Genomic DNA, 24,975 nt, shown 5'->3' with positions numbered 1-24,975 from the left:
CTGCGAATGCAGACCCGCCTGGTGGCGTCCGCCCCGGTTCAAAGAATCAGGGGCCGAATCTCGACGTTTTAGACCACGCCGGTTGCACCCAGCAGGGAGCCCACGCCGAAAGTAACGGCCAGGGCCAGGGCACCGCCGACTACCACGCGCACAGCGGCCTTGCCATAGTGCGGGGAGCCACCCCACTTGGCACCCAGAGTACCGGTGATTGCCAGGGCAACGAGCACGCCGGCGAAGGTCACCGGAATACGAATCGACTCGGGGAAGAGCAAAATCAGCAGGGTAGGCAGCAGAGCACCCACTAGGAAGGCGCCAGCCGAAGCGAAAGCGGCAGACCAGGGTGAGGGGATGTCCTCATCGTCGATGCCCAACTCAAAGTGCAGGTGGGTCTTGAGGGCGTTCTTCTCGGTCATCTCGATAGCCGCCTTGCGGGCGGTTTCGGGTGAAATGCCGCGCTCTTCAAGCATCTCGGTCAGCTCGTCGAGCTCGTGCTCGGGCATGTCGCGCAGCTCAGCCCTTTCCTTGGCGATCAGGGCTTCCTGGCTATCCACCTGGGACGAGACCGACACATACTCGCCCAGAGCCATTGAAATCGCGCCACCAACCACAGCTGCGGCAGCAGCCACACCGATAGCCGAGGTGCTAGCGGTAGCACCGGCAACACCCACTACGGTGGCGGCTACAGAAACGATGCCGTCGTTAGCGCCCAGAACGGCTGCGCGCAGGCGGTTAAGTTTCTCCTGGTAGGCACCGCCCATGTTGTGGGATTCGCCGACGTGATGTTCGGGGGCCGCAGGCGCGGCATCGTTCGGTTGGTTCGTCATGCTTTCACTCTAGACCTACTCTCGGGTGCCTTCCAGCGAGCGCACAGTTACCCCCGGCTCGGCGGAGCTTAACCGGCGGGTGAGGCTAGGCTGGGCTACCTAGAGGCGGTCGATGAACTCGCCGATAGCCCGGTAGGTGGCGGTACGGGCGGGTTCGGGTGAGAGGACGAGGTCGTGGGTTCCGCCGTCGATGACCCGGCTGGTGACGTCCTTGCCCAGCCCCAGGCCCCAGCGGCGGATTCCCTGCACATTGAGCACCGCATCGAAGTCGTGGCGGTCGGTGGGGTTTGTGAGTTTGCCGGAGCGGGCCGAGGTTAGCAGCAGAACGGGAGCCTGAATATCGAGACCGCCTTGTAGCTGCCGGTGGGCCCGGCGCACAGCCGCCAGCCAGCCCGCGTAGACGGGTGGGAAGTTGAGGGTTTTCCAGTCGGTGTTGAACTGCCAGATGCCTGCGTGCTCAGCGTGCAGGGAGCGGGCGTAGGCGTCCTCCTGCTCCTTCTGCACGATGGCGCGCGGTTTGAAGCGCGCGAGCGCCGCCACCGATCCGGTCATGAGGGTGCGCTCAAGCGGGTTGTTGAAGTGGTCGAGCCAGGGGGAGTTGAGGACGACGGCAGCCAGCTCGGGCGGGGCGGTTCGGCTGGCCCAGAGAGAGGCGATGAGGCCCCCGGTGGAGTGGGCCATGAGAATAACCTGCTGGTGCCCGTCGCGGCCGGTAATGAGCTGCCAGGCAGCAGTGAGGTCTTCGAAGTAGTCGTCGAGGTTTTCGGTGTAGAAGGGGGTCTGCCCCGGCAGCAGGGAGCGCCCGTATTTGCGCAGGTCTAGGGCGTAGAAGTCGTGGCCGCGGGCTGCCCACCAGTCGCCGAGGTCTTTCTGGAAGAAGTAGTCCACAAAGCCGTGCAGATAGAGCACGGCGGGCTGTGCCGCCCCGCCAGCATCTGAGGGCCGGTGGATGAGGGTGGCAACGATGGGGCCTTCTGCATCGCGGCCCAGGTCGATGGTTTCGGCGGTGTAGGGGGCGCCGAGAATGTCTGGCTGTGTCATGGCTCCCAGTCTACGCCTGTTGGGCTGGCGCTCTGTCTAGCGAACCTAGCCTAGACCCACCTATCATAGAGAGGATAATCAGTGACGCCCGCAACACCCCGCGGGCACCCGCCAGTAAGGACACCACCCATGACCTACACCGTCAGCGACTACCTGCTTGACCGCCTCGCTTCCCTGGGCGCCACCGATATTTTCGGTGTGCCCGGCGACTTCAACCTGCAGTTCCTCGACCATGTGATTGCGCACGAGCATCTGACCTGGGTAGGCAACGCAAATGAGCTCAACGCCGGGTACGCGGCGGACGGCTACGCCCGCGTAGGCGGTATCGGCGCCCTGGTGACCACCTACGGTGTGGGTGAGCTTTCCGCTATTAACGCAACGGCCGGTTCCTATGCCGAGCACGTGCCCGTCCTGCATATCGTGGGCGCCCCGTCCAAGGACGCCCAGGCCGCCCACCTGACCATGCACCACACCCTGGGCGATGGCGATTTCACCCACTTTATTCGTATGGCGTCTGAGGTGTCCTGCGCGGTTGCTAACCTTGAGCACGCCACCGCTACCGCCGAAATTGACCGTGTGCTGCGCGAGATGATGATCCAGAAGCGCCCCGGCTACATTCTGCTGGCGACCGACGTTGCGCGGGTTGAGGTGGCCCCGCCGACCGGCCCGCTGGAGGTACCCAAGGCCCTCTCGTCCCCCGGTGCCGTTGAAGCCTTCCGTGCTGACCTGGCTGAAGTGCTGGCGGGCAAGCAGACCACGGTGCTTGCTGACCTTTTGGTTCACCGCATGGGTGCACAGACCAACCTGACCGAGATGTTGGCGGCAACCGGCCTGCCCTATGCCACCCTGATGTGGGGCAAGACCCTGGTGGACGAGTCCAAGCCGGCTTTTGCTGGTATTTACGCCGGGGTGGTGTCGTCGGCCCGCACCAAGGACGCCGTGGAGCAGGCAGAAGCCCTGATCTGCGCGGGCGTAACCTTCACCGACACCACCACCGCCGGCTTCTCCCAGCACCTGCCCGAGAACACCGTCTTTTTGGGGGCCCAGACCGCCAAGATTGGCCGCAAGACCTACGCCCCGCTCACCCTCGATACCGCCCTTGACCTGGTGCGCGAGGTCGCTCTTGAGGTAGGCGCTGCCCCCAAGGAGCTACTGCCCTGGGAAGAAGAAACCCACGAAGACATCGACATGGACGCCCCGCTGACCCAGGACGTCCTCTGGTCCCTGCTCTCCCGCGAGCTGTCCCCGGGCAACATTGTGGTGGCCGACCAGGGCACTTCCTTCTTCGGTATGGCCTCCCGCCGCTTCCCCGAGAATTCCATGTTTATCGGCCAGCCCCTGTGGGGTTCAATCGGCTATACCCTGCCGGCCATGCTGGGGGCTTCCATCGCAGACCGGGGTGCGCGTGGCGTCCTGCTCATTGGCGACGGCTCAGCCCAGCTGACCTTCCAGGAAATCGGCACCATGCTGGAGCAGAAGACCAACCCGGTGGTGGTGCTGATCAACAATGACGGCTACACGGTGGAGCGTGCCATTCACGGCCCCACCCAGCCCTACAACAATATTCGCCGCTATAACTGGCAGCTGATCCCGGCGGCCCTGGGCGCGACCGAGGACGATGTGCTCATGCTGCGCGTGACCACCGCCGCCGAGCTGCTGGAAGCGACCGCCCTGACCCAGGCCACACGTGACAAGCTGGTTTTCCTGGAGGTCATGATGGATAAGGACGACGTGCCCGCCCTACTAGCCGACGTCGCCGCCGCGCTCACCCGCGCCAACTCCTAAAGGTAGCCTGGTCCACCCCGTACCCGGCTAGTTCTGCGCCGCCCAGGCGGCGTAGCTACCTTCAAGTTCAAGCACGGTGTAACCGGCTCGACGCAGACCGCCGGCAACCACCGAGTTGCGCACACCGGACTGGCAGAAGGTCAGCAGGGTCGAGCCGGGGGCGGGCAGTTCATCAAGGCGCCAGAGGGCTGAACCACCTGAGAGCTGCTGGGCACCGGGAATGGTGCCTGCGGCGTACTCATTTTTAGCGCGCACATCGACCAGAGCATCGCGGGAGGCTGTATCTAGCTCATCCACCGCTACCAGGGGCGGGGTGAAGTTGATGAGGGGCTCAAGATCGGCAGTGTAGTAGCGCACGGTATCGATACCTACCCGGTAGAGGGCATCGCGCAGGTGAGTCGCTTGGGCTTCAGTATCGGCCAGGACGACCAGGGGGCGGCTTTCGCGTTCGGGGTCTAGCACCCAGGCTGCGAAGTTAGAGGCCTGGGGGCCTGCCGGAACATTCAGCGAGCCTTCCACAGTACCGTTGTGCACGTCGTGCTGGTCGCGGGTATCAATGAAGATAGCCCCGTCAGCCTCAAGTTTTTCCGCCACCTGGGCAGCGGTGAGTTCAGCAGGTTCGGGGGCAGGGTAACCGATGAGGGCAGGGCCGACTCGGTTTTCCTTCTTCATGCGGGCAAAGTAGGCGTGGGCGTCGGGCTGGCCGTTGAGCAGCTCGTCAATAAAGCCCTGTTCGTCGTTGTTGCGCACGTAGGGAGCCCACCAGGCATAGGCTTTTTCGTAGCCAACGGTGCTTGAGGGAACCGCGCCGAGAGCCTTGCCGCAGGGGGATCCTGCGCCGTGGGCGGGGTGCACCTGCACGTGGTCAGGTAGGGGCATGAATACATGTTTGAGGCTGGCAAAGAGGTCGCGAGCCCCATCAAAGCGGGTGTCGATGCCGCCTGCTGCCTCGTCGAGTAGGTCGGGGCGGCCCAGATCGCCCACGAAGACGAAGTCGCCGGTGAGCATGTAGCCGGGGGCGTCGGCCACAGCACCATCGGTGATAAGGAATGAGAGATGCTCCGGGGTGTGGCCGGGGGTGTGCTGGGCGGTAACGGTAATCTTTCCGAGCTGGATGGTGTCGCCGTGGTAGAGGCGGGTGCCGTCGAAATCATACTGCCAGTCGTCCCCGCCTTCGCCGGAGAGGTAGATGGTAGCGCCGGTTACGGACGCCAGTTCGCGGGTTCCTGAGAGGTAGTCGGCGTGGATGTGGGTTTCGGTGGTCGCCACAATCTTCATGTTATTTTTGGCAGCCAGGTCGAGGTAGACCTGGATATCGCGGCGGGCGTCAACCACAATGGCCTCGCCCTTGCGCTGGCAGCCGATGAAGTAGCTAGCTTGGGCAAGGCCTTCTTCGTAGATGCGTTCAAAGAGCACGGTAGATCCTTTCAGTGCAACCAATATAAAAATACCCCCAGGGGTATTTAAAAGATAACAGAATCCCAACCGGAAACAAACCCCCGGGGGTATACTAGAGAAAAAGTTTTTACAAGAAAGCAGAAGCCATGCAACTCAACCCCGAAGAGATGAAACCGGTCATCAACCGTCTCAAGCGTGCCCAAGGCCAACTCAACGGCATTATCCGTATGCTCGAAGAGGGTGATGACTGCCAAAAAATTGTCACCCAGCTGGCCGCCGCCTCTAAAGCGGTCGACCGCGCCAGCTTTGCCGTGGTTGCCAGCGGACTCCAGCAGTGCCTAGCCTCCGATAGCCCAGAAATTAGCCCCCAAGAGCTTGAAAAGATGTTTCTTTCCCTGGCCTAAAATGCAGGCACCAGAGGCTACTGTTTTCTTTGCTCTTCAGTCATTTCTAGTGGTGTGCACAGGGTAGGACCTTTAGCTTTTTCCTTATGTACCCACCCCTAGAGTATTCCAGTAGGCGGGCTACGGTGGATACCCCACCTTAAAAAGGTAGCCAGCTCCCACAGACTCCACACCCGCTCTACCTACGGGTTTATCCCCGAACGCATCCGCACCAACTGGCCTCTCTGAGCAGCAGATAACTTTGCAGGACGGCCAGGCCCGGCTCCTTTCTTACCTCCGTTCTTTGCTTTCATGGCAGCAAGTCCTGCCTGGGTGCGCTCTGAGATTAGGTCGGATTCCATCTCTGCTAGTGAAGCGATGATGTGGAACATCATTTTTCCCACCGGGGTGCTGGTGTCGATCCCTTGGGTCAAAGAGTGGAAGTGGATGTTGTGCGCTTCGAGATGTTCAAGCAACTGGCAGAGGCCTTTGACGTTGCGGCCTAGACGGTCAAGTTTCCAGACCATAAGGGTGTCCCCTGGGCGGAGGGCTTTGAGGCAGGCTGCGGGGCAATGCAGAACGCACTGATGCGCTAAATAGGTGCTCATCCCTATTGCTTGGACCAGCCAGACAAACTGCGTTGAAGATGTGGCATATCGAGGGACATAGAATTTACTACACATCCAGAATTTATGACAAATATCAGTGCGGGGGATATAGTTCTTCATCCAATATTGTGGCTTATAACACTATATTGCAGTCGGTTGTATTGAGAGACTTGGAGTGTGGCAATAGAACAGTGTCTATAAGAGTAGACTACGCCTCAGTTCTGCCTCGGAGCATTGTCGCTGAACATACCGTCGGCCGCTTTACCCCGAAGTAGAGGCTACGTTTTAGCGCCTGAGTCGGGAGCTTTTCCGACTTGAATGACATCGTTCCACAAAGGTGTGATGTCGTAGGTGGATGGTAACCGGCTATCCACTTTGTTTCACTGAAAAGAAGGAGAGAATCATGTACGACAACATGGAACTCAAGACTGCAATGACTGCGCTGGGTGACGATGTAATGGTCGAGGACGCAGTAGATTCGCCCACCTCGATCCCCTGTGGAATTACGATTTCGATCACGCTTAATTGCTAATTCTGACCCAATTGTCGTAGGACGCCTTTGGCAGAAGCTATGTACCGGCGTGGCTGATGCTGGTTATCTCGTTTCTGAGTCGCAGATACCGGCTCAACGAGTCTCTGATGGTAAAACCACAGCCGCACAAGGATTTCCGACAATCGATGTCTTCGAACGTGAGATTCTCCAAGCTGTGGAGCAATATGCTACTGCTTGACCACCATCCGACGTTTCCTTACGGAACATCTGCAAGACACATCAGAGTTGACGGTGTCCCAGGTGAAGCGGTAGCAACAACGGCGCATATCGTTGCAGACCGGATGGTATTTGTCGCTCTTGACGGGGATACCTTCCGCGTCGGTCACGTCGGCCAAGACGGAGACAGCTTCATCTGCCCAGAGCCGGCAGCGTCACCACAGATATCAACCGCACCGAACGGATTTGCTTACGTTACCAGATCAGGTGATGTGTGCGTTATTGAGCTAACAATCGATAGCCTCTTTACCGTTTCAGGGCCGGCATATTCCGTTACTCTCTCCCCGAACCTAAAGTGGGCTGCCCTCCGTGGGGAGAACGGAACGACCATTCGGAATGTTCTTTCAAATCGCGTATTCCAGCATAGTAAGGAGATAGTGCTAGCTATCGCAGACAATGGTTGGCCTAGCCTCACTATGAGTGAAGCCGTAGACGTGCTTTATGAGTTTCAGACAGCTGAGGGACCGTTTACTTTGCGTGACACAATATTGCTAGATGGAGTGCCATTTGCTTGTTTTGATTCGCTTCACGGCACAGCCGTTGTCTTGAAAGATAAGATATCATCGGTATGTAATGTCAGATGGATTCCAGGACGCTGGGTCATTGGAATAGTTCGAGAAAATGACTTTGCCAGGATTGCACTCCAGCGACTCGACCAGCTCGATTCTGTCAAAATACCTACAGATTTCAGCGAACTATGGCCTGAGCCAGCGTTCAAAGAGCAACAACTCTTCGACATCGAACAGGTAGATTCTCCGGACGGTACGAAGGTTCCAATTTCACGATTTCATACCCCTCTCCACGAGCAGGAGCCACGGTCGCTAGTTACCGTACACGGCGGGTTTGGTCTTTCTTTGCGCCCGATATCAGGAGTAGCCACACAAACCAGCATCGGAGATATCATCTATGCCCATGTCCGTGGAGGCGGAGAACTAGGAAATGTTTGGGCACAGTCTGGCCGGGGTTCACTAAAACAGAATTCGCTTGATGACCTCTGCGCTGTTCTCCAAAATGAAGCAAATAGAGAAAGACGGGTGAGTTTACTTGGTACCTCACATGGAGGGTGGCTCGCTATCCTTGCCGCGATGCAGGAGCCTAAGACTGTGGATCGCATCTGCGTAACATCACCAATCACCCATCTCCGTGAGTATCTTTCCTCTCCACTCGGGATGAAGCACCGGTCAGAGTTTCCTGACGATGGTGACCTTGCTTCTTTTGACCCAATTATTAAAGTCGCGGCACTGGAAAAGACTAGTCTGCCTCAGCTAATGATTATCTGTGGAACTGTTGATTCAACGGTACTGGGCCAACGTTTCGAAGAATTCGCTAATCTATGGCGTAGAGCCGGAGGTTCCTGCGAGGTTATCCAACACAATGGGGGGCACTATACGCCTCCGTCTGAGGAAGTTGCGAAAATTGAGCGGGCCCAAGCTCGATTTTTAGGTATAGACACCTCGTAGAAGTTAATTATTCTACAGCATATATGAATGATATATCACATTTTTAGCAGATATTGCAGTTTGATTGATATCGAACCCATGGGAGGCGTTAAGTTATGAGCGGAAATTTTCAACAACACAGCACCCGAACGCTCGGAGTCAAGCACCTTTCCACCGCTGTCTCCGTCGAAGAAGTCACGTGCACATATGGAAAGTTTGTAGCTGTTAATGATGTTTCATTTTCTGTTGAGCCTGGCCAAATTCACGCACTTCTCGGTACGAATGGAGCCGGGAAAACTACGCTGTTGGAAAGTATCCAGGGTTTCCGCCGTCCAGCTAACGGTGCATTGAGAGTGTTTGGGCAGGACCCGTGGCGGCATCGAACCGCTGTTTCTGGAAGAACCGGGACGATGTTGCAGGAATCCGGACTCGTTGATGAAATGACAGTGCTTGGGCAACTCTTACTTTGGCAACGTCTGAGTATCCGCAAAGATTCAATTGCGCGAGTTCTGGAAGTTGTTGGTCTAGAGCACCGGCGGAAGACACCGGTTTCTGTGCTTTCTGGTGGCGAACGACGGCGTTTAGATTTTGCTATGGCTATCTGGGGTAAACCGGATCTTATTGTGCTTGATGAGCCGACTACCGGATTAGATCCTCAATCACGCCGAACTATGTGGGAAATCATCCGTGAATTGAATGCCAAAGGTTCGACTGTCTTGCTTACCACACACTATCTCGAAGAGGCTCAGAGTCTGGCTGAGCACGTGACAATCCTAGACCAAGGTCGTGTAGCCGTTGCTGGCCCCATGTCTGAAGTCCTTGCTTCGATACCGTCTCGAATTAGCTTTTCAGTTCAAGCTGGTCCAGCAGAAATCTCAGAGTTGAAACGGCTTCTTCGCGGAGAGCTCGATGAAAACAGAAATCATAGGGAATCAGCGATTACTATCCGGACACCCCTTCTCCAGTCAGATGTCGGTGCTGTCATAGATTGGTCACGTACTCACGATCTCATAATTGAACAACTCAGTTGTGCCCCGGCCTCCCTTGAAGAAGTCTTTTTTGGCGTGTCAGCCACTGATACTCATGACATTAGAAAGGAAACACCATGACCAAAGTTGCAGTAGCAGATACCACTGTGAATCAGTTTCAGCGAGGTGGAGGTAAAAGCTCTTTCCGCCTCTTCGTTTCCCTTGCGACTGCAGAAATCTGGGTGTTCCTTCGCCAGCCTGTGATGATTGCACTGACGCTCTTGCTCCCCGCTGGATTGATTGCCATCACAGCCCTTACCAATGTCTCGTTCAACCCACAGACATGGGCTCAAGTAGCGGGTAGAGATCTCGTTGCAACCCAGTGCATCACCGTCTACTTTGTAGCACTCAATACCCTGACCGCACGGCGGCATACGCTGGCACTGAAACGCCTAAGAACAACTGCGCTACCGAGCATCGGAATTATCGCTGGTCTACTTGTGCCACCTTTCCTAGTTGGCATGTTCCAGGTGCTTGCAATATTCACAGGACTGGTTTTTCTCGGAGCGCCACTGCCGCAACAGCCGCTACTTGTTGGTGTATCAGTGCTACTAGGAATGGTGGTTGCGTTGCTAGCAGGTGTGACAACGAGTGGGGTAACTTCCACACCTGAGAAGGCGCAATGGACGATGATGCCTTTCTTCGTTGCCGCAATGGGAGCCACAGCTATACTCCCTTCTGTCAGTCTTGATATCATTGACTTAGTGCTGGCAGTGCCTTTGGCCGCCAATGGACACTTAGCCACAATAGGGTGGTATTCGGAAACAAACAGCGCCAATGAAGTTATGGTTGATTTTTCCTTCATGGTGATTTGGATTGTGATTTTAGCTTTGGTGAGCTGGAAGACTTTTCGCTGGGAGCGGCGACGTTAACCCCTGAGTAGATAGATTATTACAGCTCGAGAGCATAAAAGCACATGAGTCGAGAGCGGAGGTTCATATGAGTCGGAACCCTCATGGAGGTAGGCTCAACCGCTTCCGCGCTGTCTCCACTTACGTGCATTCCACGCATGTTCTTTTGGCAGTTGGGACAATTACCGCCCCAGTAATCTTCTTCGCGGTGGAATCCCCTCCAGTACTTAAAGGGGTGGGTCTCATACTTGTAGCGCTATGCATCAGTCTTGGTGCGTCATTATTAGTGGCTGCAGAGTTCCACCCCTACCACAGCCTCACCCGTTGGCTCTACAAGCCGAAAGCACGAGGGCTGATACGACTCGGGGTAATCTTAATGGCTCTAGTTATAATCGCTATGGTTCCTGCGACGGGCTCTCTCGCTGTTGCAGTGATTGTTCCTCTAGCCTGGGCACTAACGGCAGCTTGCTACGGAATGTTCTGGAATGGCATCGTTCGTCTGTTCCTAACAACAATCAGTATTGGGCTAGCTTCTTGGGTCATTAGCACCGTCAGAAGTGATAATTGGGAGCCGCTGATACTGTTAATCGCGGCGCTACTGGCTTTGGGAGTCCTTGGACAAGATTCCATTTATATCCTGGCACTCGAACTTGATGACTTACGCACACGGGAAGCAGAACGGGCGATTATCACTGAGCGACAGCGCTTCGCAAGCGACCTTCATGATATCCAAGGGCAACACCTCAGCCTTATCACAGTGGAAGCCGAGCTGGTAAGCCGCCTCATTGAACGAGCAGAATATCCTGCCGCCATCTATCATGCTGGTCGTGTCCAGACCATCGCGCTCGAGGCTCTCGATGAAATGCACCAAGTCGTTTACGCAAATCGAGAGGTCCACTTAGACGACGAAATTACAAAAGCAAACAGGGTTCTCCAATCTGCTGGAATCTCTATCACCCAGGAGATAAAAGATATATCAGAGCTCAGCAGTGAAGCTGATCGCCTGCTCGGGCTGACTGTTAGAGAGGGCGTTACAAACATTCTCAAACATACACAGGCACAAGCCTGTTCAATCTTGATTCAGCAGGAGCACCGTAACGGGCAAGATGGCATTTCCCTTATTGTGACTGATTCGGATGCAAGTGGTACGCCAATGCCAACTTTTGCCAATGTTGAGTCGGGCACCGGGTTACAGATGCTTACCAAGCGGTACCGTAAACTCGGAGGTACACTCGAATTCATTCAGGACGGTGGCGGGCAGTTGGTCGGCTGGATTCCCAACATGAACGGAGGTCAGAATGAGAACGATTAGCGTGGTGCTCGCAGACGACGAGCTCCTCCTCAGGGAAGCAATTATGACTTTGCTTTGTCTGAACGAGGATATCGAGGTCATCGGTACTGCACAGGACGGCAAAGAAGCAGTAGAGGTAATCGAGAGACTCCGCCCCGATATCGCTGTACTTGATCTCGAAATGCCAAAGCTTGATGGTCTTGAAGTAGCTGACGCTATCCGTGCGACTTCCAAGAGTACCCGTGTCGTTCTACTTACTAGGTACGCTCGTCCAGCGGTGTTACGTCGTGCACTTGATATAGGTGTGCTTGCATTCGTTACGAAAGCAACTTCTGTTAAGGAACTTCCACATATTCTTCGCACAGTCCATCGTGGTGGTCGCTATGTAGACGGTGCAGTTGCTACGGTGGCCTTATCCGAAAGTACATGCCCTCTGACAAATCGTGAACTTGAGGTACTCCGGGAAGCACTAGATGGGTCAACTATTAAAGCTATCGCAGAGCGCTCTCATCTTGCTCAAGGCACTGTACGGAACTATCTTTCAAGTGCCATGACCAAGCTCGGAGCGCCAACCAGAGTCTCAGCTGCCAGAATTGCTTGGAACGAAGGATGGATCTAATCCGGGTAGGATGTATCTTAGCGATGACGCCATTTTGAGATTCCTGTGGCAAACCGAACAGTAAAATAAATAATAGTTGCTACAAGCAAAAGCCAACGCCATGGTTCGACGAGACGGTCTGGGAAAACGACGAAGAGTAGCAGTACGACAGCCCCGATCTGGGTAACTGCAGCTAGCAGTTCACGATTCATCGTTGATGCTGGACCGAGGCTCATCAAATCTGCTGCGAAGCTAGGTTGATTGGGAGTCTGGTGAATCTGTTCTTCATTAATCCATCGAGTCATAAAACTACTATGGCATCCTAGCTATATCGCCGGTAGTCACAGGAGTCACCTAGTGAGTTACATCTGTCATCGCCACTATGAGTGCCAAGAATTCAAAAGCACATAACGAAGGACCGGTTTCAGTACGGGAGTAACGAGCACACAACATGCTCGAAAACCTGCACCGAAAAGGCTTCCAGGCAAACGAAGTACCTATTTACACGTTGCCTGTACCAGGAGTTAAAATATCCACCCCTTAAAAACTTTTAACACAGAGGCTTATCCAAAAGTCCCGTATAACTGTCCGGCGCGCACCACGGGCAAGCGCACCTTCTGGCCTGGTTCGTTTGCGCTCACAAGGGCAACCCACACCAAACCCAGCCGGCTTGCCCATAGTGAGCGCCTCCCTAGCCTGACTTTTGAATAAGCCTCACATCTGTTAAATCCTTAAGGACAGTCGAAAATTTATGCCTTACTGGCCTGCATGGGCAGCCGCTAGCCTACGCTTGGCTTCTTTAAGGCTCACTTCCCCACTCTTGTTATAGGGCAGACGAGAGAGCATGGAGCCCATAGCACAGGTGTTGCTCACTGCCGCAAAGGTGAGACCGCCACCTACTGCACCAGCCAAGTATTTAGCACGAGGAAAAACTACACTGGCGGCAACACTTCCAGCCACCAAAGACCCTGCAACCAGGCGCACCTGGCGCTCTAAATCCCAGCGCGCTGGGCCAACATTCACCGCCTGCTCGGCTTTCTTCCATGCTTCCATACCACCTGTGAGAACACTGGTGTGCGTTACACCCACGCCCGTCAAAAGTTTCTGGGCGCGTTGGGCCCGCGCACCAGATCGGCAGATAATAACGGCCTCATTCTCAATGAAGCTACTGAGCTCTTCAGGGTGTTTCTCAATCAGGGAGAGAGGGACGTTGATACTACCTGGGATATGTGCCCCTTTGTATTCTGCAACGGTACGAACGTCTAAAAGGAGAGTGCCATCGGCGGCCTTCATTTTCTCAGCAAGCTGAGGTGCGTCAAGGCTCGACGGTAGTGTGACGGGGGTAGCTGACATAGATTGTCCTTTCGGTTATGCGGCCAACCCCGTGAGGGTGGTGGCGACAATATAGATGGAAATAAGGTAGAGAAAACAGGCAAAGGAAAGTTGGAGGATATGGCGGGGAATGCGCTTGCCCACCCATCCACCACCCAGAACACCGAGCATGGTAGCTGCCAGCAAAGGAGCTAGCACAGCCCAGTCCACAGTGGCTAGGTGGTTAAAGCTAAGCCCTAAGGCAATCAGGCTATTGATGAGAATGACCAGCAGGGAGGTCCCTACAGCAGCACCCATACCCAGGTCCAGAATAAGGGTGAGAGCAGGGACGATAGCGAAACCGCCACCTACACCAAAGAAGCCCGTAAGGAAGCCCACGCCGCTAGCAGCCCCTACCAGGCGTAGGAGCTGGCTGGGGCTAGAGAAGGTAGCTAGTTCGGGGGGGTGGGTGGGACTCCTAAGTTTTACCTTGAGGGCCTTGGTTATCATCAGGCTTGCTACTACTACCAGGAGCCCCGCAAAGGCTAGAAGTAGGGCGGCGCCGTCGATCCCTACAGACAGCGTACGCCCCACCGATGCACCAACGATACCCAGTGCGCCAAAAATCGTACCGCGCCGCCATTGAACGGTGCGAGCGTGGGCGGCGATACCTGTGGCCGCACCAAGCCCCACGATGATAAGTGAGGCCAGGGTTGCTGATGCTGGGGCCATTCCGGCCCCATAGACCAGGAGGGGGACAGCTAGAATAGCTCCCCCGCCCCCAAGGGCACCCATGAGCAGGCCAATGACCAGACCTCCTGCAAGCATAAGAAGCATGGAGGCCACCTTTCATTCGCTCTAACTTACCTACCCATAATACCCCAGGGGGTATATCTAGGCAAGGTGGTTAAGCACTGTCGGGGCACACCGTTCGTGAGGTCTACTCAAAAGGTTCCCTAGGCAATCCAGCTCGCACCGCGGGCAAGGCTCACCTTCTGGCCCGCTTCGCTAGCGCTCACAGGGCCATTCATGCCAGCCCCAGCCAGCGCACCCCTGGTGCGGGCCTCCCTGAACCGACTTTTAAATAAACCTCAGCTATTCAGGGCTTTCTTGCGGGCCAGCGGCCACAGCACCATCATGGCAACAGTGACCATCAGCGAGGTGTACACCTGGGTACGGCCCGACTCACTGCCCAGCATCACGATCAGCACGAAGAGAATACCCGCGATGAGCACGATATTGAGCCAGGGGAAGAGCCACATCTTGAGCTTGAGCCCGGCAACTTCTTCGGGGGGGGTCATCTTGCGGCGCATGTTCCACTGGGTCAGGGCGATAAAGACGTAGACGAAGAGGGCGACCAGGCCCGCCGAGTTCATGATGAACTCGAAGATACCCGAGTTGGGGGCGGCAAAGTTCACGATGGAGGCAATGACGCCGCCGATGGTGGATGCCAGCAGAGCGTAGACGGGCACACCGCGTCGTCGTAGGGTGAGTGGGGTTGTGTCATGTGTTTTCCTAGGGGTGCGCGCTGGGTGCGCTGGGAATTTTTAAGGACGTCGCCGCCCGCCTACTCTGCCGGGGGCAGGGTGGCGGGCGGCTGCGTCCTTGCAACGTATGTTTATTGTACGGCGCTACTTTTGTACGAAGTAGAGGCGCTTGTTGACGAATTCGTCCATGCCGTAGGGGCCGAGTTCGCGGCCGTAAACAGAGAGGCCAATCTTCAAAGAACCAGAAATTTTTCAATGAGAGCCTTGACATCTCCTAAAAAATTATTGAAGTCTTGTAGTAGAAGTAATCCTTCTTCAAGTCAAATTGGGTTCATTCCATGGTCTAGAAAATTTCTAGACTCCAAACAGGAGGTTATTTATCATGAGAGTTTTTCTCAAATCCTTACTATCGCTTTTATTTTCACTATGCCTGGCAATTCCGCTGCTGAACGCCCCTGCCCACGCGCAGCCTATTAACGACCCTTCAGCCGTCTTGATGCCAGTAAAAGATAAAGCGCTGGAGCAAGATTTAGTCCAAAAAACGCTACAAGCTTTACATAGCGGAGATATTCAAACAAAATCCAAAGAGAGCGATTTTAAAACTAGTGAAATCACAGTTCTTCAAGTCGGCACAGAGAAGAAATTTTACAGTGCAACCGTGCCCATCACCGGTGAGTCAACAAGCGAGCTGAGCGGCCTTACTATTGTATATGATTCAGAATTCAATGTTCAAGACTCAACGGAGACCATTGTTTACAAAAACCCAGAAGCAAACACAACTGTTTCCTCATATAGAGACGGAATTTTACACTCAAGTGTTGCAACAGATGTAAAATTCACCGACCTTGAAAATGATTTAAATAGAACCAACCCTGAACTGCTGAAGAAAAACCAGATTTCCCCTCAAGGCTGGGGAGAAAAAATTGGTTGTGTAGCAGCAACCCTTGGCGTAACCGCAGCTGTTGCAAAGATTATTGTGGCTATGTGCGGAACTTCATGTACAGCGGCAGCGACCGGGGTGGGCGCGGCGATTTGCGCCGCATGCATCACAGGAATAGTTGGAATAGGTGGAATTTCAGTCACGGCCATTGCTCACTGCTTTACCTTATAAAATCATGTTTAGTAACGCAGAGGCATCCCGGCGGGCATTAGCAGCCTTCTCATCTTTTCTGATTTTTATAATTTCTTCTATCGCAGCAGTGATAGTAATTATATTTTCAGATTTTCAAGGAACGGTTCGACTAGCCAATTTAATAATACCTGCAATATCTACCTATTTACTGATAGATACAGTAATAAATTATAGAAAATTCCTTAATGCCAAAAATTAAAAAATAAGCTCTGCCCCACCTTTGGTGGGGCAGAGCTTATTTTTAATTACTTCTGCACGAAGTAGAGGCGCTTATTGACGAATTCGTCCATGCCGTAGGGGCCGAGTTCGCGGCCGTAGCCGGAGTTCTTGACGCCGCCGAAGGGGATTTCGGCGCCTTCACCGGCGGGGGTGTTGACGTTGACCATGCCGGCGTCAATCTGCTGGGCCAGGCAGCGGGCGCGACCCTCGTCCCGGGAGAAGACGGCGCCACCCAGGCCGTACTGGGTGTTGTTAGCCAGCTTGATGGCTTCTTCGTCGCTTTCTACCCGGTAGACGGTGGCGACGGGGCCGAAGAGCTCCTGGTAGTAGACCTCGGAGCCGACGGGCACATCGGTGAGGACGGCCGGGGAGAGGTAGGCGCTCTTCTCATCCAGTAGCTGCCCACCAACGCGCAGATTGGCACCGGCGGCAACGGCCTCGTCGAGCTGCTTCTTGAGGCCTTCGGCTGCCGAACGGGAGGAGAGGGCCATGTAGGTGGTCTCATCCGCTTCGGCGGGCTTGCCCGGCTTCATAGCCTCGGCCAGCTTGACGAGTTCGGCGACAAACTCGTCGTAAATGTCGGCCATGACAATCATGCGCTTATTGGAGTTGCAAGCCTGGCCGGTGTTGTACATGCGGAAGCCCCAGGCGGTGGCGGCAGCTTCAGCGACATTGTCGGTGTCGAGCACGATGTAGGGGTCGGAGCCACCCAGTTCGAGTACGGCCTTCTTGAGGTTACGCCCGGCAATACCGGCAACGATAGCGCCAGCTCGTTCGGAGCCGGTCAGGGAGACACCCTGAATGTGGCGGTGACCAATCATGGTCTCGATCTGGTCGTGGCTAGTAAAAACTGCCTCGTAGGCACCTTCGGGCAGCCCGGCGTCCTTCATGATCTCAGCAATGACGAGCGCTGATTTGGGGCAGATTTCGGCGTGCTTGAGCACGATGGTGTTGCCCAGCATGAGGTTGGGGGCGGCGAAGCGGGCAACCTGGTAGTAGGGGAAGTTCCAGGGCATGATACCCAGCAGGGCGCCCAGGGGCTTGCGCTGGATGTAGGCCTCGGAGTTTTCGGTCTCTGAGGGAATCGGCTCGTCTTTGAGGTGGTCGGCGGCGATCCCGGCATAGTAGGCAAAGATAGCGGATGAGAATTCGGCTTCTTCGATGCCCTCTGAGATGGGCTTACCCATTTCCTGGGAGATGATTTCGGCCAGTTCCTGCTTGCGCTCTTCGAAGAGCTCGGCGATGCGGTTGACGATAGCGGCGCGCTCTTCGACGCTGGTGGTGCGCCAGGAAAGGTAGGCGGCGTGGGCGCACTCTACAGCCTCAACGGCCTGCTCGTCGGTGAGGGTGTCGAAGGTTTCGAGCACCTCGCCGGTGGTGGGGTCTTCAAGTCGGTAGCTCATGGGTTTAGATCCTTTGTGTTTGTAGGCTGGGGCGGGGCAGGTGCCCCGGCAGTCGGCTGGCTGGGTCTGGCATGAATCGAGCGAGCGCCCCGCGCGAGCTCGAGAAGGTTAGCCGACAGAGGGGCACCTGCCCTGCCCATACAAAACAGGTGATTAGTTCCCTGCGACCTTGCGGATTTCTTCCACGAAGATGTCCAGGGCCTGGCCCAGGAGCTCTTCGCTGATGGTCAGCGGGGGTAGCAGGCGCACGACGTTGCCGTAGGTGCCGCAGGTGAGGATGAGGACGCCGCGTTCGGCGCAGGCTGCTGCGATGTCTTTGGCGGCGGTGGCGTGGGGTTCCTTGGAGTCGGAGTCTGCTACGAATTCGACGGCAAACATGGCGCCGCGGCCGCGGATTTCGCCGACGATGTCGAGTTCGTCGACGAGGGGGCCGAGCTTTTCGCGGGCGATGTCTTCGATGCGGGTGGCGCGGGCGTTGAGGTCCCACTCTTCCATGGTTTCGATGGTGGCAAGTGCTGCGGCGCAGGCGACGGGGTTGCCGCCGTAGGTGCCGCCGAGGCCGCCGGGCTGGACCTTGTCGAAGAGTTCGGCGCGGCCGGTGACGGCGGAGAGGGGCATACCGCCAGCGATGCCCTTGGCGGTGGTGATGAGGTCGGGTTCGATGCCTTCGTGGTCGGAGGCGAACCAGGTGCCGGTGCGGCAGAAACCTGCCTGGACTTCGTCCGCGATGAAGACGATGCCTTTTTCGCGGGCCCAGGTGACGAGTTCGGGTAGGAAGCCTTCGGCGGGGACGATGAAGCCGCCTTCGCCCTGGATGGGTTCGATGAGGATTGCGGCGACGTATTCGGAGCCGATCTGCTTTTCGATCATGTCGATGACGCGGGCGGCGGCTTCCTTGCCACCCAGATCGCCATCGCGGTAGGGGTAGCTCATGGGGGCGCGGTAGACCTCGGGGGCGAAGGGGCCGAAGCCCTTCTTGTAGGGGGCGGCCTTGGCGGTGAGGGCCATGGTGAGGTTGGTGCGGCCGTGGTAGGCGTGGTCGAAGACGACGACGGCGTTGCGGCCGGTGGCTGCGCGGGCGATTTTGACGGCGTTTTCTACGGCTTCGGCGCCGGAGTTGAAGAGTACGGTGCGCTTGTCGAAGTCGCCGGGGGTGAGCTGGTTGAGTTTTTCGGCGACGGCTACGTAGCCTTCGTAGGGTGTGACCATGAAGCAGGTGTGGGTGAAGTGGGTGGCTGCTTCGCGTACGGCGTCTACGACTTTGGGGGCGGAGGCGCCGACGGAGGTGACGGCGATGCCGGAGCCGAGGTCGGCGAAGGAGTTGCCGTCGACGTCGACAATGACGCCGCCGTCGGCGTCCGCTGCGTAGACGGGCAGGGTGGAGGCTACGCCGGTGGGGACGTTAGCGGCGCGGCGGGCTGCGAGTTCGGCTGATTTGGGGCCGGGGACGGTGCCGTTGAGGCTGATCTGCTGGGGTAGGCGGTAGGCGATGTCGGCCATGGTTGAGGGTTCCTTTAGTGACGGATTTTTTGTAACTACAAAAAGTTGGGGTGCGGACGTCCGTGCTGGGGTGACGGCGCCGAGGCGGGCGTCCGCGGGGTTTGGGGCTTTAGTTGGCGTAGGGGTCGCGGATGCCGATGTACTGGATGGATGAGTACTCGTCGATGCCTTCGGCTGCGCCTTCGCGGCCCATGCCGGACTGCTTGACGCCACCGAAGGGGGCAGCCGCATTGGAGACTACACCGGCGTTGAAGCCCATGATGCCGAACTCTAGGTGGTCGCTAGCTCGGTAGAGGCGGTCGATGGATTCGGTGTAGACATAGGAGGCCAGGCCGTATTCGGTGTCGTTGGCCAGTTCGTAGGCCTCGTATTCATCCTTGAAAGTGAAGACGGGGGCGATGGGGCCGAAGATTTCTTCGCGGGCAACCCGGGCGTCGAGGGGTACGTCAACGAGCACGGTGGGTTTGAAGAAGTAGCCTGCGCCCTCGCCCTTTTCGCCGCCGGTAAGTACGCGGGCACCCTTGGCGACGGCGTCCTCGACGAGGGCAACCATGGAGTCCTGGGCTTTCTTTTCGACGAGAGGGCCGCAGGTAACGCCTTCATCCAGGCCGTTGCCGAGCTTGAGTTCACCCATTTTTTCGGCGAACTTCCGGGAGAATTCTTCGGCGAGGGATTCGTGCACGATAAAGCGGTTGGCTGCGGTGCAGGCTTCGCCGATGTTGCGCATTTTGGCGGCCATGGCGCCAGCGACGGCCTGGTCGATGTCGGCGTCCTCGAAGACCAGGAAGGGAGCGTTGCCGCCCAGTTCCATGGAGGTACGCAGCACGTTGTCGGCTGCCTTTTTGAGCAGGTCCTTGCCGACGGGGGTGGAGCCGGTGAAGGAGACCTTGCGCAGGCGAGAATCGCTCATGATGGGCTCGGAGATAGCTGCTGCTGATTTGGAGGAGACAACGTTGAGGACGCCGGCGGGCAGGCCAGCGTCGAGCATGGTCTGGGCGAAGTACTGGCTGGTCAGCGGGGTCAGGCGGGCGGGCTTGAGCACCATGGTGCAGCCTGCTGCGATGGCGGGGGCGACCTTGCGGGTGCCCATGGCCAGGGGGAAGTTCCAGGGGGTAATCAGCAGGCAGGGGCCGACGGGCTTGCGGCGGGTAATCATGCGCAGGGTGCCCTCGGGCATGTCGAGGGAGCGGCCGTAGTGGCGGGGGGTTTCTTCGGCAAACCAGCGCAGAAACTCAGCGCCGTACTTGACCTCGCCGAGGGCTTCGGCGTAGGGCTTACCCATCTCTATGGTCATGAGGGTGGCGAACTCTTCGGCCCGTTCGGTGACGAGTTCGAAGGTGCGGCGCAGGATTTCTGCGCGTTCACGCGGGGGTGTGGCGGCCCAGCCGTGCTCGCCGGCTTCTTTTTCTGCCCGGCAGGCTGCGTCGAGGGCGGCGAGGGCGTCTTCTTCGGTGGCGGAGGCCAGGGTTGCGATGACTTCACCGGTGGCGGGGTTTTCTACGTCGAAGGTTTCGCCGTTTGAGGCGTCTCGCCACTGGCCGCCGATGAGCAGGCCGGTAGGTACCTTTGCTAGGAGTTCTTTTATATCTACGGTCATAGCCGGTGTGCACCTTTCGTGAACTATCTGTGCGATGGGCACGCCATCAGGCCCATCCTTCTGCTTATCTTACGCCCCCTACCCGCCGGGCAGGTAGCCTGCCTCACACGCCCAGGGGAGTGCGCCCGACAGGGCGGTTATTCGGGCAGGTCAAGCATGTGCTCAACATCCATGGGTACCCTGCCTGCGAAGAAGTCGGGACGCTTGAAACGCTGGTAGAACATGACCGCAAATCCCAGAGCCAGGAGCACCAGAGAGAGGATAAAGACCAGGCCAATGCCGCCGATTTCTGAGCCGGAACCGTAGGCCGGATCCATGGAGTCAACGAAAGTCTGGGCGAAGAAGACCACCAGAATCATGCCGCCGATGAGGGGCAAAATGAACTGGTTGAAGAGGTTACGGGCCCCGCTCTTGAGGGAGGTCTTGCGGAAGTACCAGACGCAGGCGAAGGCGGTCACCCCGTAGTAGAGGCAGACCATGAGGCTGAGAGCGGCGATGGTATCCCAAAGCACCGAGGTTGAGATAAAACGCATGGCTACGTAGAAGACACTGGCAATCAGGCAGGAGGCGATGGTGGCATAGGAGGGAGCCTGGTACTTGGGAGACAGGCGGGCAAACTTGGGGCCCAGGGCTCGGTAGTAGCCCATGGCCAGCAGGGTTCGGGCAGGAGAGACTGCGGTGGACTGCAGGGAGGCGAGCGCGGCAACCATGACGGCGATGGACATGAGGATGCCCAGGGAACCGAGGACGGGGCCGGAAAGGGCGGCGAAAATATTTTCTTGGTTGTCGGGATTGCCCAGGCCTAGGCCGTCCTCGCTGGTACCGGCGAAGGAGAGGGTGCCGACGGAGAGGAAGAGGTAGAGGACGACGATGGTCAGGATGGTGCCGACGGCTGCGGTGCCGCTGGTGGTGTGTTTGCCTTCGGTTTCTTCGTTCATGGTGAGCACGGCGTCCCAGCCCCAGTAGAGGAAGAAGACCAGGGACATAGAGGCTGCCAGGGTTGAGAAGGAGTCGATGCCGAAGGGGTTGAACCATTCGAAGCTGAAGCTGAGGTTGGCGAAGCCGGTGCCGGTGGCAGCCTTGTAGAGGGCTACGGCGGAGAAGAGAGCCAGGACGATCAGCTGGAAGATGATGAGGACGGTCTGGAGTTTCTGGGTGGCGTCCAAGCCGCGGTAGGTGATGTAGCAACCGAAGGCCATGAAGGCGAGGAAGGTTGCGATATTGACCAGGTTGTTAGCGGCAAGGTCTGCGATGTCGGGGTTACCCAGGGCCTGGGAGAGGAAGAGGTAGAAGAAATCGACGGCAATACCGGCCAGATTGGAGAGCACCAGAATGGTGGCAACCAGCAGGGCCCAGCCGCCCATCCAGCCGACGTAGGGGCCAAAGGCTTTGGTGGTCCAGGTGAAGGTGGTTCCTGCATCGGGCATGGCGGCGTTGAGTTCGCGGTAGCCGATGGCGACCAGGAGCATGGGGATGAAGCCAATAAGGAACATGGCGGGCATGTAGATGCCGGCTTCGGCGGCGACGGGGCCGAGGGCGCCTGAGAGGGAGTAGGCGGGAGCTACAACGGAGATGCCGATGATGATGGATGAGAACAGGGTGACATTACCCGAGGACAGGCCTTTTTTGTTGGCGGCACTGACGTCGACAGAGCCGTGGGGGTGGGCTCCCGAGGTAGCTGGGGGTTGGGTCATCGCTGACTCCTTTTCACTATCACCTTCAGAGGTTGCAAGCAGAACAAGAAAACGAACACCATTCGTTTAGTTAGTTAGATTACAACCTTAAGTGGTTCTTGTGAAGTGCGTAACGAAGTTTTTACAGAGAAGCAGCCCAGAACGAAACATGCGCCGCACCGCTCAACACCCCCAGCGGGTAGGTATCGAGCAGTGCGACGCACGCACACCTATGAGAATCTAGCGGCCCACTACGGGAATTGAGCCAGTCCAGGGCTCCTGAGCCGAGCCGCGGCGTCCTGGTGAATAATCACGAGGAACAACCACCAGCGGAATCGGCAGGCGAGTGAGAATCTTGGCGGTGTTAGAGCTCAAGAAAAGCTCGCCACGCTGGGCCAGCTTAGACGACCCGGCCATGAGCACGGATCCAGCAGACCAGTTCACTGACTCCACCGCATCAGGCACACTAGCTCCGTGCCCAACAGCAACGGTGATGAGGTCCGGACGCTCGGGCGCCAGGGAGGACTGCTCCAGCAGGTCCCGAACGCCCTCCTCAGCTTCACGGGCAGCAAAACCGTCAGTGGCGACGTCCTCAATGAGGGACACCAGGCGCACCGCAAGGTCGGTGCGGTTGCAGGTGGCCACAGCCTCTTCCACCAGGCCAATCGAGTCGATATCGGGGGAAACGGCACAGTCAATCTGGGTGATATGGGTTTCCGCATCGTAGTTGTGGGGCGCAAGAATCACAGGCACTGAAGCCCGGTGCAGCAGGGCGTTACCTACCGAGCCGATGGAGTGGAAGAGCCAGCCACCGGTCTTAGCGCCACCCACAATGATGGCACCAGCCCCAATAGCTCCAGCGAACTCCATCAACCCGGCTGCGGTAGACTCCGCCTGTCGCAGGTGGAAACGAGCCTTGAGACTGGTGGGCACCCACTGCTGGGCCTCCTCAAGCCACCCCACAGCCTGCTCCTGAAGCATGGCTCCGAAGTTAGAACGCGGGGCAGCTAGGCGCGGGTTTTGCTGCTTGAGCACATAGACCACATCGAGCTCAGCACCCAGCGATGAGGCGAGAGCAACCGCCAGATTGAGCGCGTCCCGCCCCCGGGGCGAGGGAGAATAGCCGACAACGTAACGCATGTTTTATCCCTTGAGTTTTTCGCTAATCATAGCGGCAGTTTTTTCACCCATACGAACCGCGCCATCAACATGCTGGTAGCCTTCAGCTGCCAGGTCGGAGCAGGACCAGTGGATGGGGCCAACAGGGTCTGACTGGTAGGCACCGTAGCGAGAGAGGCCGCCCAGGTCGAAGCTGGCAGCGTAGGCGCCGCGAGTCCACTCTTCAGCTCCCCAGTCGGATTCGTAGTAGCGGATGGGGTTCAGGGTCTCTTCACCCAGCATCTCTGCCATGGATTCAAGGATGGCACGCTTGCGTTCCTCAGCTGAGAGAGTGAACATGCGGTCAGCCTTTTCGTCAGAGACAAAGCCAACCAGGGTGCCGCGCTCTTCTTCCTGGCCAGTAGCCGGATCGTAGTTGGTGTTGTCGTAGATTTCCTGCACCAGGTTGTCACAGGCAAAGGAGGTGCCAGACAGGCCCTTCTCGCGCCAGAAGGGGCGGTCGTAGACAGCGTGCACCTTGATAACCAGGCCCAGCGACTGGTGCTGGTGCATCTGGTGCTGGCGGCGATCCAGGGCAGGTACATAGGAGACGCGGGAGTAGAGGTTGGGCGGGACGGCCATGATGGCGTACTTGGCACGAACCTTCACGGCCCCGTCGGGGTTGGCGACGCCGTCCTCGGTAAAGTCTTCAGCTTCAGCCAGGACGGGGTAATCCCCCTCCTCCTGCCAGCGCAGCACGCGCACGGGATGACCCAGGATGATGTTCTCGTGACCGATCTTTTCGGCCAGGGTGAGGGAGACCTTCTGCATGCCACCGAGCACGCGCTTGTCGAGAATGAAGTTTTCATCAACCAGGTTAGAGAAGGAACCTGCAGAAGCAGCCATCAGAATAGCCTGCAGGGCTGAGAAAGCGTGAGAGGGCTTGGTCAGCATGGCGCCGGCGATAAAGAGGGAGATGTTATTGAGAGCCTCTTCGTTATCGGTCTTGGTCTTGAGCCACTCACGGAAGCTGACGGAGTCGAGTTCCTTGGCGCGGGGATGAGCCCAGGGGGCTTCAGCACCAACTTCGGCGACGATTTCATCTATCATGTCGATGAGGCGCAGCATCTCGGCCTTGGTGACTTCGTCAACGGGGAAGATGTCGCCGGAGTAGCGTTTAACCTGGCCGTCGAGGGTTTTGTAAATGGATTCACCCTCGCGGTAGCGGGAGAAGGTTTTGAGGTCAAGCTCTTCGAGCAGGGCTTTGAGGGCGGTCTGATCTGGGGAAACCCACTGGCCACCAATTTCGATGAAAGCGCCGTCAAGATCACCGTTCCAGGTGCGGCCGCCGACGCGGTGGCGGGCTTCAAGGACGGCAACCGAGTGCCCGGCCTGCTGCAGACGGTAGGCAGCGGTAAGACCCGAGGGGCCTGCGCCGATAATCACGACATCGCGGGTAATTTCCTGGGGAGCCATGGTGCTCAGCCTTTCTGCAGCGCTAGCTACACTAAACGAATACCGTTCGTTTTAGTGTAGCTTG

At 57.3% G+C, this 24,975-nt stretch carries 23 protein-coding genes; 9 read left to right on the top strand and 14 right to left on the bottom strand.

Annotated features, from left to right (window positions below):
- Positions 1–68: 68 nt before the first annotated feature.
- Complete coding sequence (locus HWU94_RS00565; RefSeq protein ID WP_185173847.1) at positions 69–824, bottom strand: VIT family protein; 756 nt, start codon at positions 822–824, stop codon at positions 69–71.
- A gap of 99 nt (positions 825–923) precedes the next feature.
- Entirely contained in the window at positions 924–1,865 is a 942-nt protein-coding gene (locus HWU94_RS00560; RefSeq protein ID WP_185173846.1) for an alpha/beta hydrolase, read from the bottom strand.
- Positions 1,866–1,994: 129 nt separating this feature from the next.
- Between HWU94_RS00560 and HWU94_RS00555 the strand changes: the two genes are divergently transcribed.
- Entirely contained in the window at positions 1,995–3,650 is a 1,656-nt protein-coding gene (locus HWU94_RS00555) for an alpha-keto acid decarboxylase family protein (protein WP_185173845.1), read from the top strand.
- Positions 3,651–3,677: 27 nt separating this feature from the next.
- Here HWU94_RS00555 and HWU94_RS00550 read toward each other — a convergent pair whose 3' ends face one another.
- Positions 3,678–5,066 (bottom strand): rhodanese-like domain-containing protein, encoded by a 1,389-nt coding sequence (locus HWU94_RS00550; RefSeq protein ID WP_185173844.1) that lies wholly within the window; start codon positions 5,064–5,066, stop codon positions 3,678–3,680.
- 128 nt (positions 5,067–5,194) lie between these two features.
- Between HWU94_RS00550 and HWU94_RS00545 the strand changes: the two genes are divergently transcribed.
- On the top strand, positions 5,195–5,452 hold the full coding sequence (locus HWU94_RS00545) for a metal-sensitive transcriptional regulator (protein ID WP_185173843.1): 258 nt from the start codon (positions 5,195–5,197) through the stop codon (positions 5,450–5,452).
- Between the two features lie 182 nt (positions 5,453–5,634).
- Here the strand turns inward: HWU94_RS00545 and HWU94_RS00540 are convergent, their stop codons facing one another.
- Positions 5,635–6,039 (bottom strand): recombinase family protein, encoded by a 405-nt coding sequence (locus HWU94_RS00540; protein ID WP_244955977.1) that lies wholly within the window; start codon positions 6,037–6,039, stop codon positions 5,635–5,637.
- A gap of 403 nt (positions 6,040–6,442) precedes the next feature.
- On the opposite strand from HWU94_RS00540, the gene HWU94_RS11655 reads away from it, so the two are divergent.
- The 6 genes from HWU94_RS11655 to HWU94_RS00515 all read left to right on the top strand — a co-directional run bounded on the left by HWU94_RS11655 (position 6,443) and on the right by HWU94_RS00515 (position 12,036).
- Complete coding sequence (locus HWU94_RS11655) at positions 6,443–6,571, top strand: hypothetical protein (RefSeq protein ID WP_280527413.1); 129 nt, start codon at positions 6,443–6,445, stop codon at positions 6,569–6,571.
- 185 nt (positions 6,572–6,756) lie between these two features.
- Positions 6,757–8,268, top strand: a complete 1,512-nt coding sequence (locus HWU94_RS00535; RefSeq protein ID WP_221625850.1) for a prolyl oligopeptidase family serine peptidase — start codon at positions 6,757–6,759, stop codon at positions 8,266–8,268.
- A gap of 95 nt (positions 8,269–8,363) precedes the next feature.
- The gene (locus HWU94_RS00530) at positions 8,364–9,356 is read left to right on the top strand and encodes an ABC transporter ATP-binding protein (RefSeq protein WP_185173841.1); all 993 of its coding nucleotides are present in this window, start codon (positions 8,364–8,366) and stop codon (positions 9,354–9,356) included.
- Positions 9,353–10,147 (top strand): hypothetical protein, encoded by a 795-nt coding sequence (locus HWU94_RS00525; protein WP_185173840.1) that lies wholly within the window; start codon positions 9,353–9,355, stop codon positions 10,145–10,147. Before HWU94_RS00530 ends, HWU94_RS00525 begins: the two co-directional genes overlap by 4 nt.
- A gap of 355 nt (positions 10,148–10,502) precedes the next feature.
- Positions 10,503–11,438, top strand: a complete 936-nt coding sequence (locus HWU94_RS00520) for a sensor histidine kinase (protein WP_185173839.1) — start codon at positions 10,503–10,505, stop codon at positions 11,436–11,438.
- The gene (locus tag HWU94_RS00515) at positions 11,425–12,036 is read left to right on the top strand and encodes a DNA-binding response regulator (RefSeq protein ID WP_185173838.1); all 612 of its coding nucleotides are present in this window, start codon (positions 11,425–11,427) and stop codon (positions 12,034–12,036) included. The genes HWU94_RS00520 and HWU94_RS00515 overlap by 14 nt, the downstream gene beginning before the upstream one ends.
- 17 nt (positions 12,037–12,053) lie before the next feature.
- Here the strand turns inward: HWU94_RS00515 and HWU94_RS00510 are convergent, their stop codons facing one another.
- The 4 genes from HWU94_RS00510 to HWU94_RS00495 all read right to left on the bottom strand — a co-directional run bounded on the left by HWU94_RS00510 (position 12,054) and on the right by HWU94_RS00495 (position 14,798).
- Entirely contained in the window at positions 12,054–12,320 is a 267-nt protein-coding gene (locus tag HWU94_RS00510) for a hypothetical protein (RefSeq protein ID WP_185173837.1), read from the bottom strand.
- Between the two features lie 451 nt (positions 12,321–12,771).
- Positions 12,772–13,368 carry a rhodanese-like domain-containing protein gene (locus HWU94_RS00505; RefSeq protein WP_185173836.1) on the bottom strand — a complete coding sequence of 199 codons (597 nt, stop codon included), beginning with the start codon at positions 13,366–13,368 and terminating at the stop codon, positions 12,772–12,774.
- 15 nt (positions 13,369–13,383) lie between these two features.
- Positions 13,384–14,163, bottom strand: a complete 780-nt coding sequence (locus tag HWU94_RS00500) for a sulfite exporter TauE/SafE family protein (protein ID WP_185173835.1) — start codon at positions 14,161–14,163, stop codon at positions 13,384–13,386.
- Between the two features lie 254 nt (positions 14,164–14,417).
- On the bottom strand, positions 14,418–14,798 hold the full coding sequence (locus HWU94_RS00495) for an amino acid permease (RefSeq protein ID WP_185173834.1): 381 nt from the start codon (positions 14,796–14,798) through the stop codon (positions 14,418–14,420).
- Positions 14,799–15,195: 397 nt separating this feature from the next.
- Between HWU94_RS00495 and HWU94_RS00490 the strand changes: the two genes are divergently transcribed.
- Positions 15,196–15,924 (top strand): hypothetical protein, encoded by a 729-nt coding sequence (locus HWU94_RS00490; RefSeq protein ID WP_185173833.1) that lies wholly within the window; start codon positions 15,196–15,198, stop codon positions 15,922–15,924.
- A 266-nt stretch (positions 15,925–16,190) separates the two neighbouring features.
- Here the strand turns inward: HWU94_RS00490 and HWU94_RS00485 are convergent, their stop codons facing one another.
- From HWU94_RS00485 to HWU94_RS00460, 6 genes are all read right to left on the bottom strand, one after another.
- On the bottom strand, positions 16,191–17,567 hold the full coding sequence (locus HWU94_RS00485) for an NAD-dependent succinate-semialdehyde dehydrogenase (RefSeq protein ID WP_185173832.1): 1,377 nt from the start codon (positions 17,565–17,567) through the stop codon (positions 16,191–16,193).
- 153 nt (positions 17,568–17,720) lie between these two features.
- On the bottom strand, positions 17,721–19,067 hold the full coding sequence (gene gabT / locus HWU94_RS00480) for a 4-aminobutyrate--2-oxoglutarate transaminase (RefSeq protein ID WP_185173831.1): 1,347 nt from the start codon (positions 19,065–19,067) through the stop codon (positions 17,721–17,723).
- A 109-nt stretch (positions 19,068–19,176) separates the two neighbouring features.
- A complete protein-coding gene (locus HWU94_RS00475) occupies positions 19,177–20,664 on the bottom strand; it encodes an NAD-dependent succinate-semialdehyde dehydrogenase (RefSeq protein WP_185173830.1) in 1,488 nt (495 codons plus the stop codon).
- Between the two features lie 137 nt (positions 20,665–20,801).
- Entirely contained in the window at positions 20,802–22,358 is a 1,557-nt protein-coding gene (locus HWU94_RS00470) for an APC family permease (RefSeq protein WP_185173829.1), read from the bottom strand.
- A 219-nt stretch (positions 22,359–22,577) separates the two neighbouring features.
- Positions 22,578–23,477: a universal stress protein gene (locus HWU94_RS00465; protein ID WP_185173828.1), complete on the bottom strand. Its 900-nt coding sequence runs from the start codon at positions 23,475–23,477 to the stop codon at positions 22,578–22,580.
- A 3-nt stretch (positions 23,478–23,480) separates the two neighbouring features.
- Complete coding sequence (locus HWU94_RS00460) at positions 23,481–24,911, bottom strand: NAD(P)/FAD-dependent oxidoreductase (protein ID WP_185173827.1); 1,431 nt, start codon at positions 24,909–24,911, stop codon at positions 23,481–23,483.
- Positions 24,912–24,975: the final 64 nt, after the last annotated feature.

The sequence above is a fragment of the Rothia nasimurium genome (assembly GCF_014217215.1).
Taxonomy (GTDB): Bacteria; Actinomycetota; Actinomycetes; order Actinomycetales; family Micrococcaceae; genus Rothia; species Rothia avistercoris.
The sequence above is the reverse complement of the archived record's forward strand: the minus strand, read 5'-3'. Positions and strand labels throughout refer to the sequence as shown.

Excerpts from the sequence above, each read along its gene's own strand:
- HWU94_RS00565 (WP_185173847.1), bottom strand. The coding sequence starts at position 824 with ATGACGAACCAACCGAACGATGCCGCGCCTGCGGCCCCCGAACATCAC.
- HWU94_RS00560 (WP_185173846.1), bottom strand. The coding sequence starts at position 1,865 with ATGACACAGCCAGACATTCTCGGCGCCCCCTACACCGCCGAAACCATC.
- HWU94_RS00555 (WP_185173845.1), top strand. The coding sequence starts at position 1,995 with ATGACCTACACCGTCAGCGACTACCTGCTTGACCGCCTCGCTTCCCTG.
- HWU94_RS00545 (WP_185173843.1), top strand. The coding sequence starts at position 5,195 with ATGCAACTCAACCCCGAAGAGATGAAACCGGTCATCAACCGTCTCAAG.
- HWU94_RS00540 (WP_244955977.1), bottom strand. The coding sequence starts at position 6,039 with ATGAGCACCTATTTAGCGCATCAGTGCGTTCTGCATTGCCCCGCAGCC.
- HWU94_RS11655 (WP_280527413.1), top strand. The coding sequence starts at position 6,443 with ATGTACGACAACATGGAACTCAAGACTGCAATGACTGCGCTGGGTGAC.
- HWU94_RS00535 (WP_221625850.1), top strand. The coding sequence starts at position 6,757 with ATGCTACTGCTTGACCACCATCCGACGTTTCCTTACGGAACATCTGCA.
- HWU94_RS00530 (WP_185173841.1), top strand. The coding sequence starts at position 8,364 with ATGAGCGGAAATTTTCAACAACACAGCACCCGAACGCTCGGAGTCAAG.
- HWU94_RS00525 (WP_185173840.1), top strand. The coding sequence starts at position 9,353 with ATGACCAAAGTTGCAGTAGCAGATACCACTGTGAATCAGTTTCAGCGA.
- HWU94_RS00520 (WP_185173839.1), top strand. The coding sequence starts at position 10,503 with ATGGCTCTAGTTATAATCGCTATGGTTCCTGCGACGGGCTCTCTCGCT.
- HWU94_RS00515 (WP_185173838.1), top strand. The coding sequence starts at position 11,425 with ATGAGAACGATTAGCGTGGTGCTCGCAGACGACGAGCTCCTCCTCAGG.
- HWU94_RS00510 (WP_185173837.1), bottom strand. The coding sequence starts at position 12,320 with ATGACTCGATGGATTAATGAAGAACAGATTCACCAGACTCCCAATCAA.
- HWU94_RS00505 (WP_185173836.1), bottom strand. The coding sequence starts at position 13,368 with ATGTCAGCTACCCCCGTCACACTACCGTCGAGCCTTGACGCACCTCAG.
- HWU94_RS00500 (WP_185173835.1), bottom strand. The coding sequence starts at position 14,163 with ATGCTTCTTATGCTTGCAGGAGGTCTGGTCATTGGCCTGCTCATGGGT.
- HWU94_RS00490 (WP_185173833.1), top strand. The coding sequence starts at position 15,196 with ATGAGAGTTTTTCTCAAATCCTTACTATCGCTTTTATTTTCACTATGC.
- HWU94_RS00485 (WP_185173832.1), bottom strand. The coding sequence starts at position 17,567 with ATGAGCTACCGACTTGAAGACCCCACCACCGGCGAGGTGCTCGAAACC.
- gabT (WP_185173831.1), bottom strand. The coding sequence starts at position 19,067 with ATGGCCGACATCGCCTACCGCCTACCCCAGCAGATCAGCCTCAACGGC.
- HWU94_RS00475 (WP_185173830.1), bottom strand. The coding sequence starts at position 20,664 with ATGACCGTAGATATAAAAGAACTCCTAGCAAAGGTACCTACCGGCCTG.
- HWU94_RS00470 (WP_185173829.1), bottom strand. The coding sequence starts at position 22,358 with ATGACCCAACCCCCAGCTACCTCGGGAGCCCACCCCCACGGCTCTGTC.
- HWU94_RS00465 (WP_185173828.1), bottom strand. The coding sequence starts at position 23,477 with ATGCGTTACGTTGTCGGCTATTCTCCCTCGCCCCGGGGGCGGGACGCG.
- HWU94_RS00460 (WP_185173827.1), bottom strand. The coding sequence starts at position 24,911 with ATGGCTCCCCAGGAAATTACCCGCGATGTCGTGATTATCGGCGCAGGC.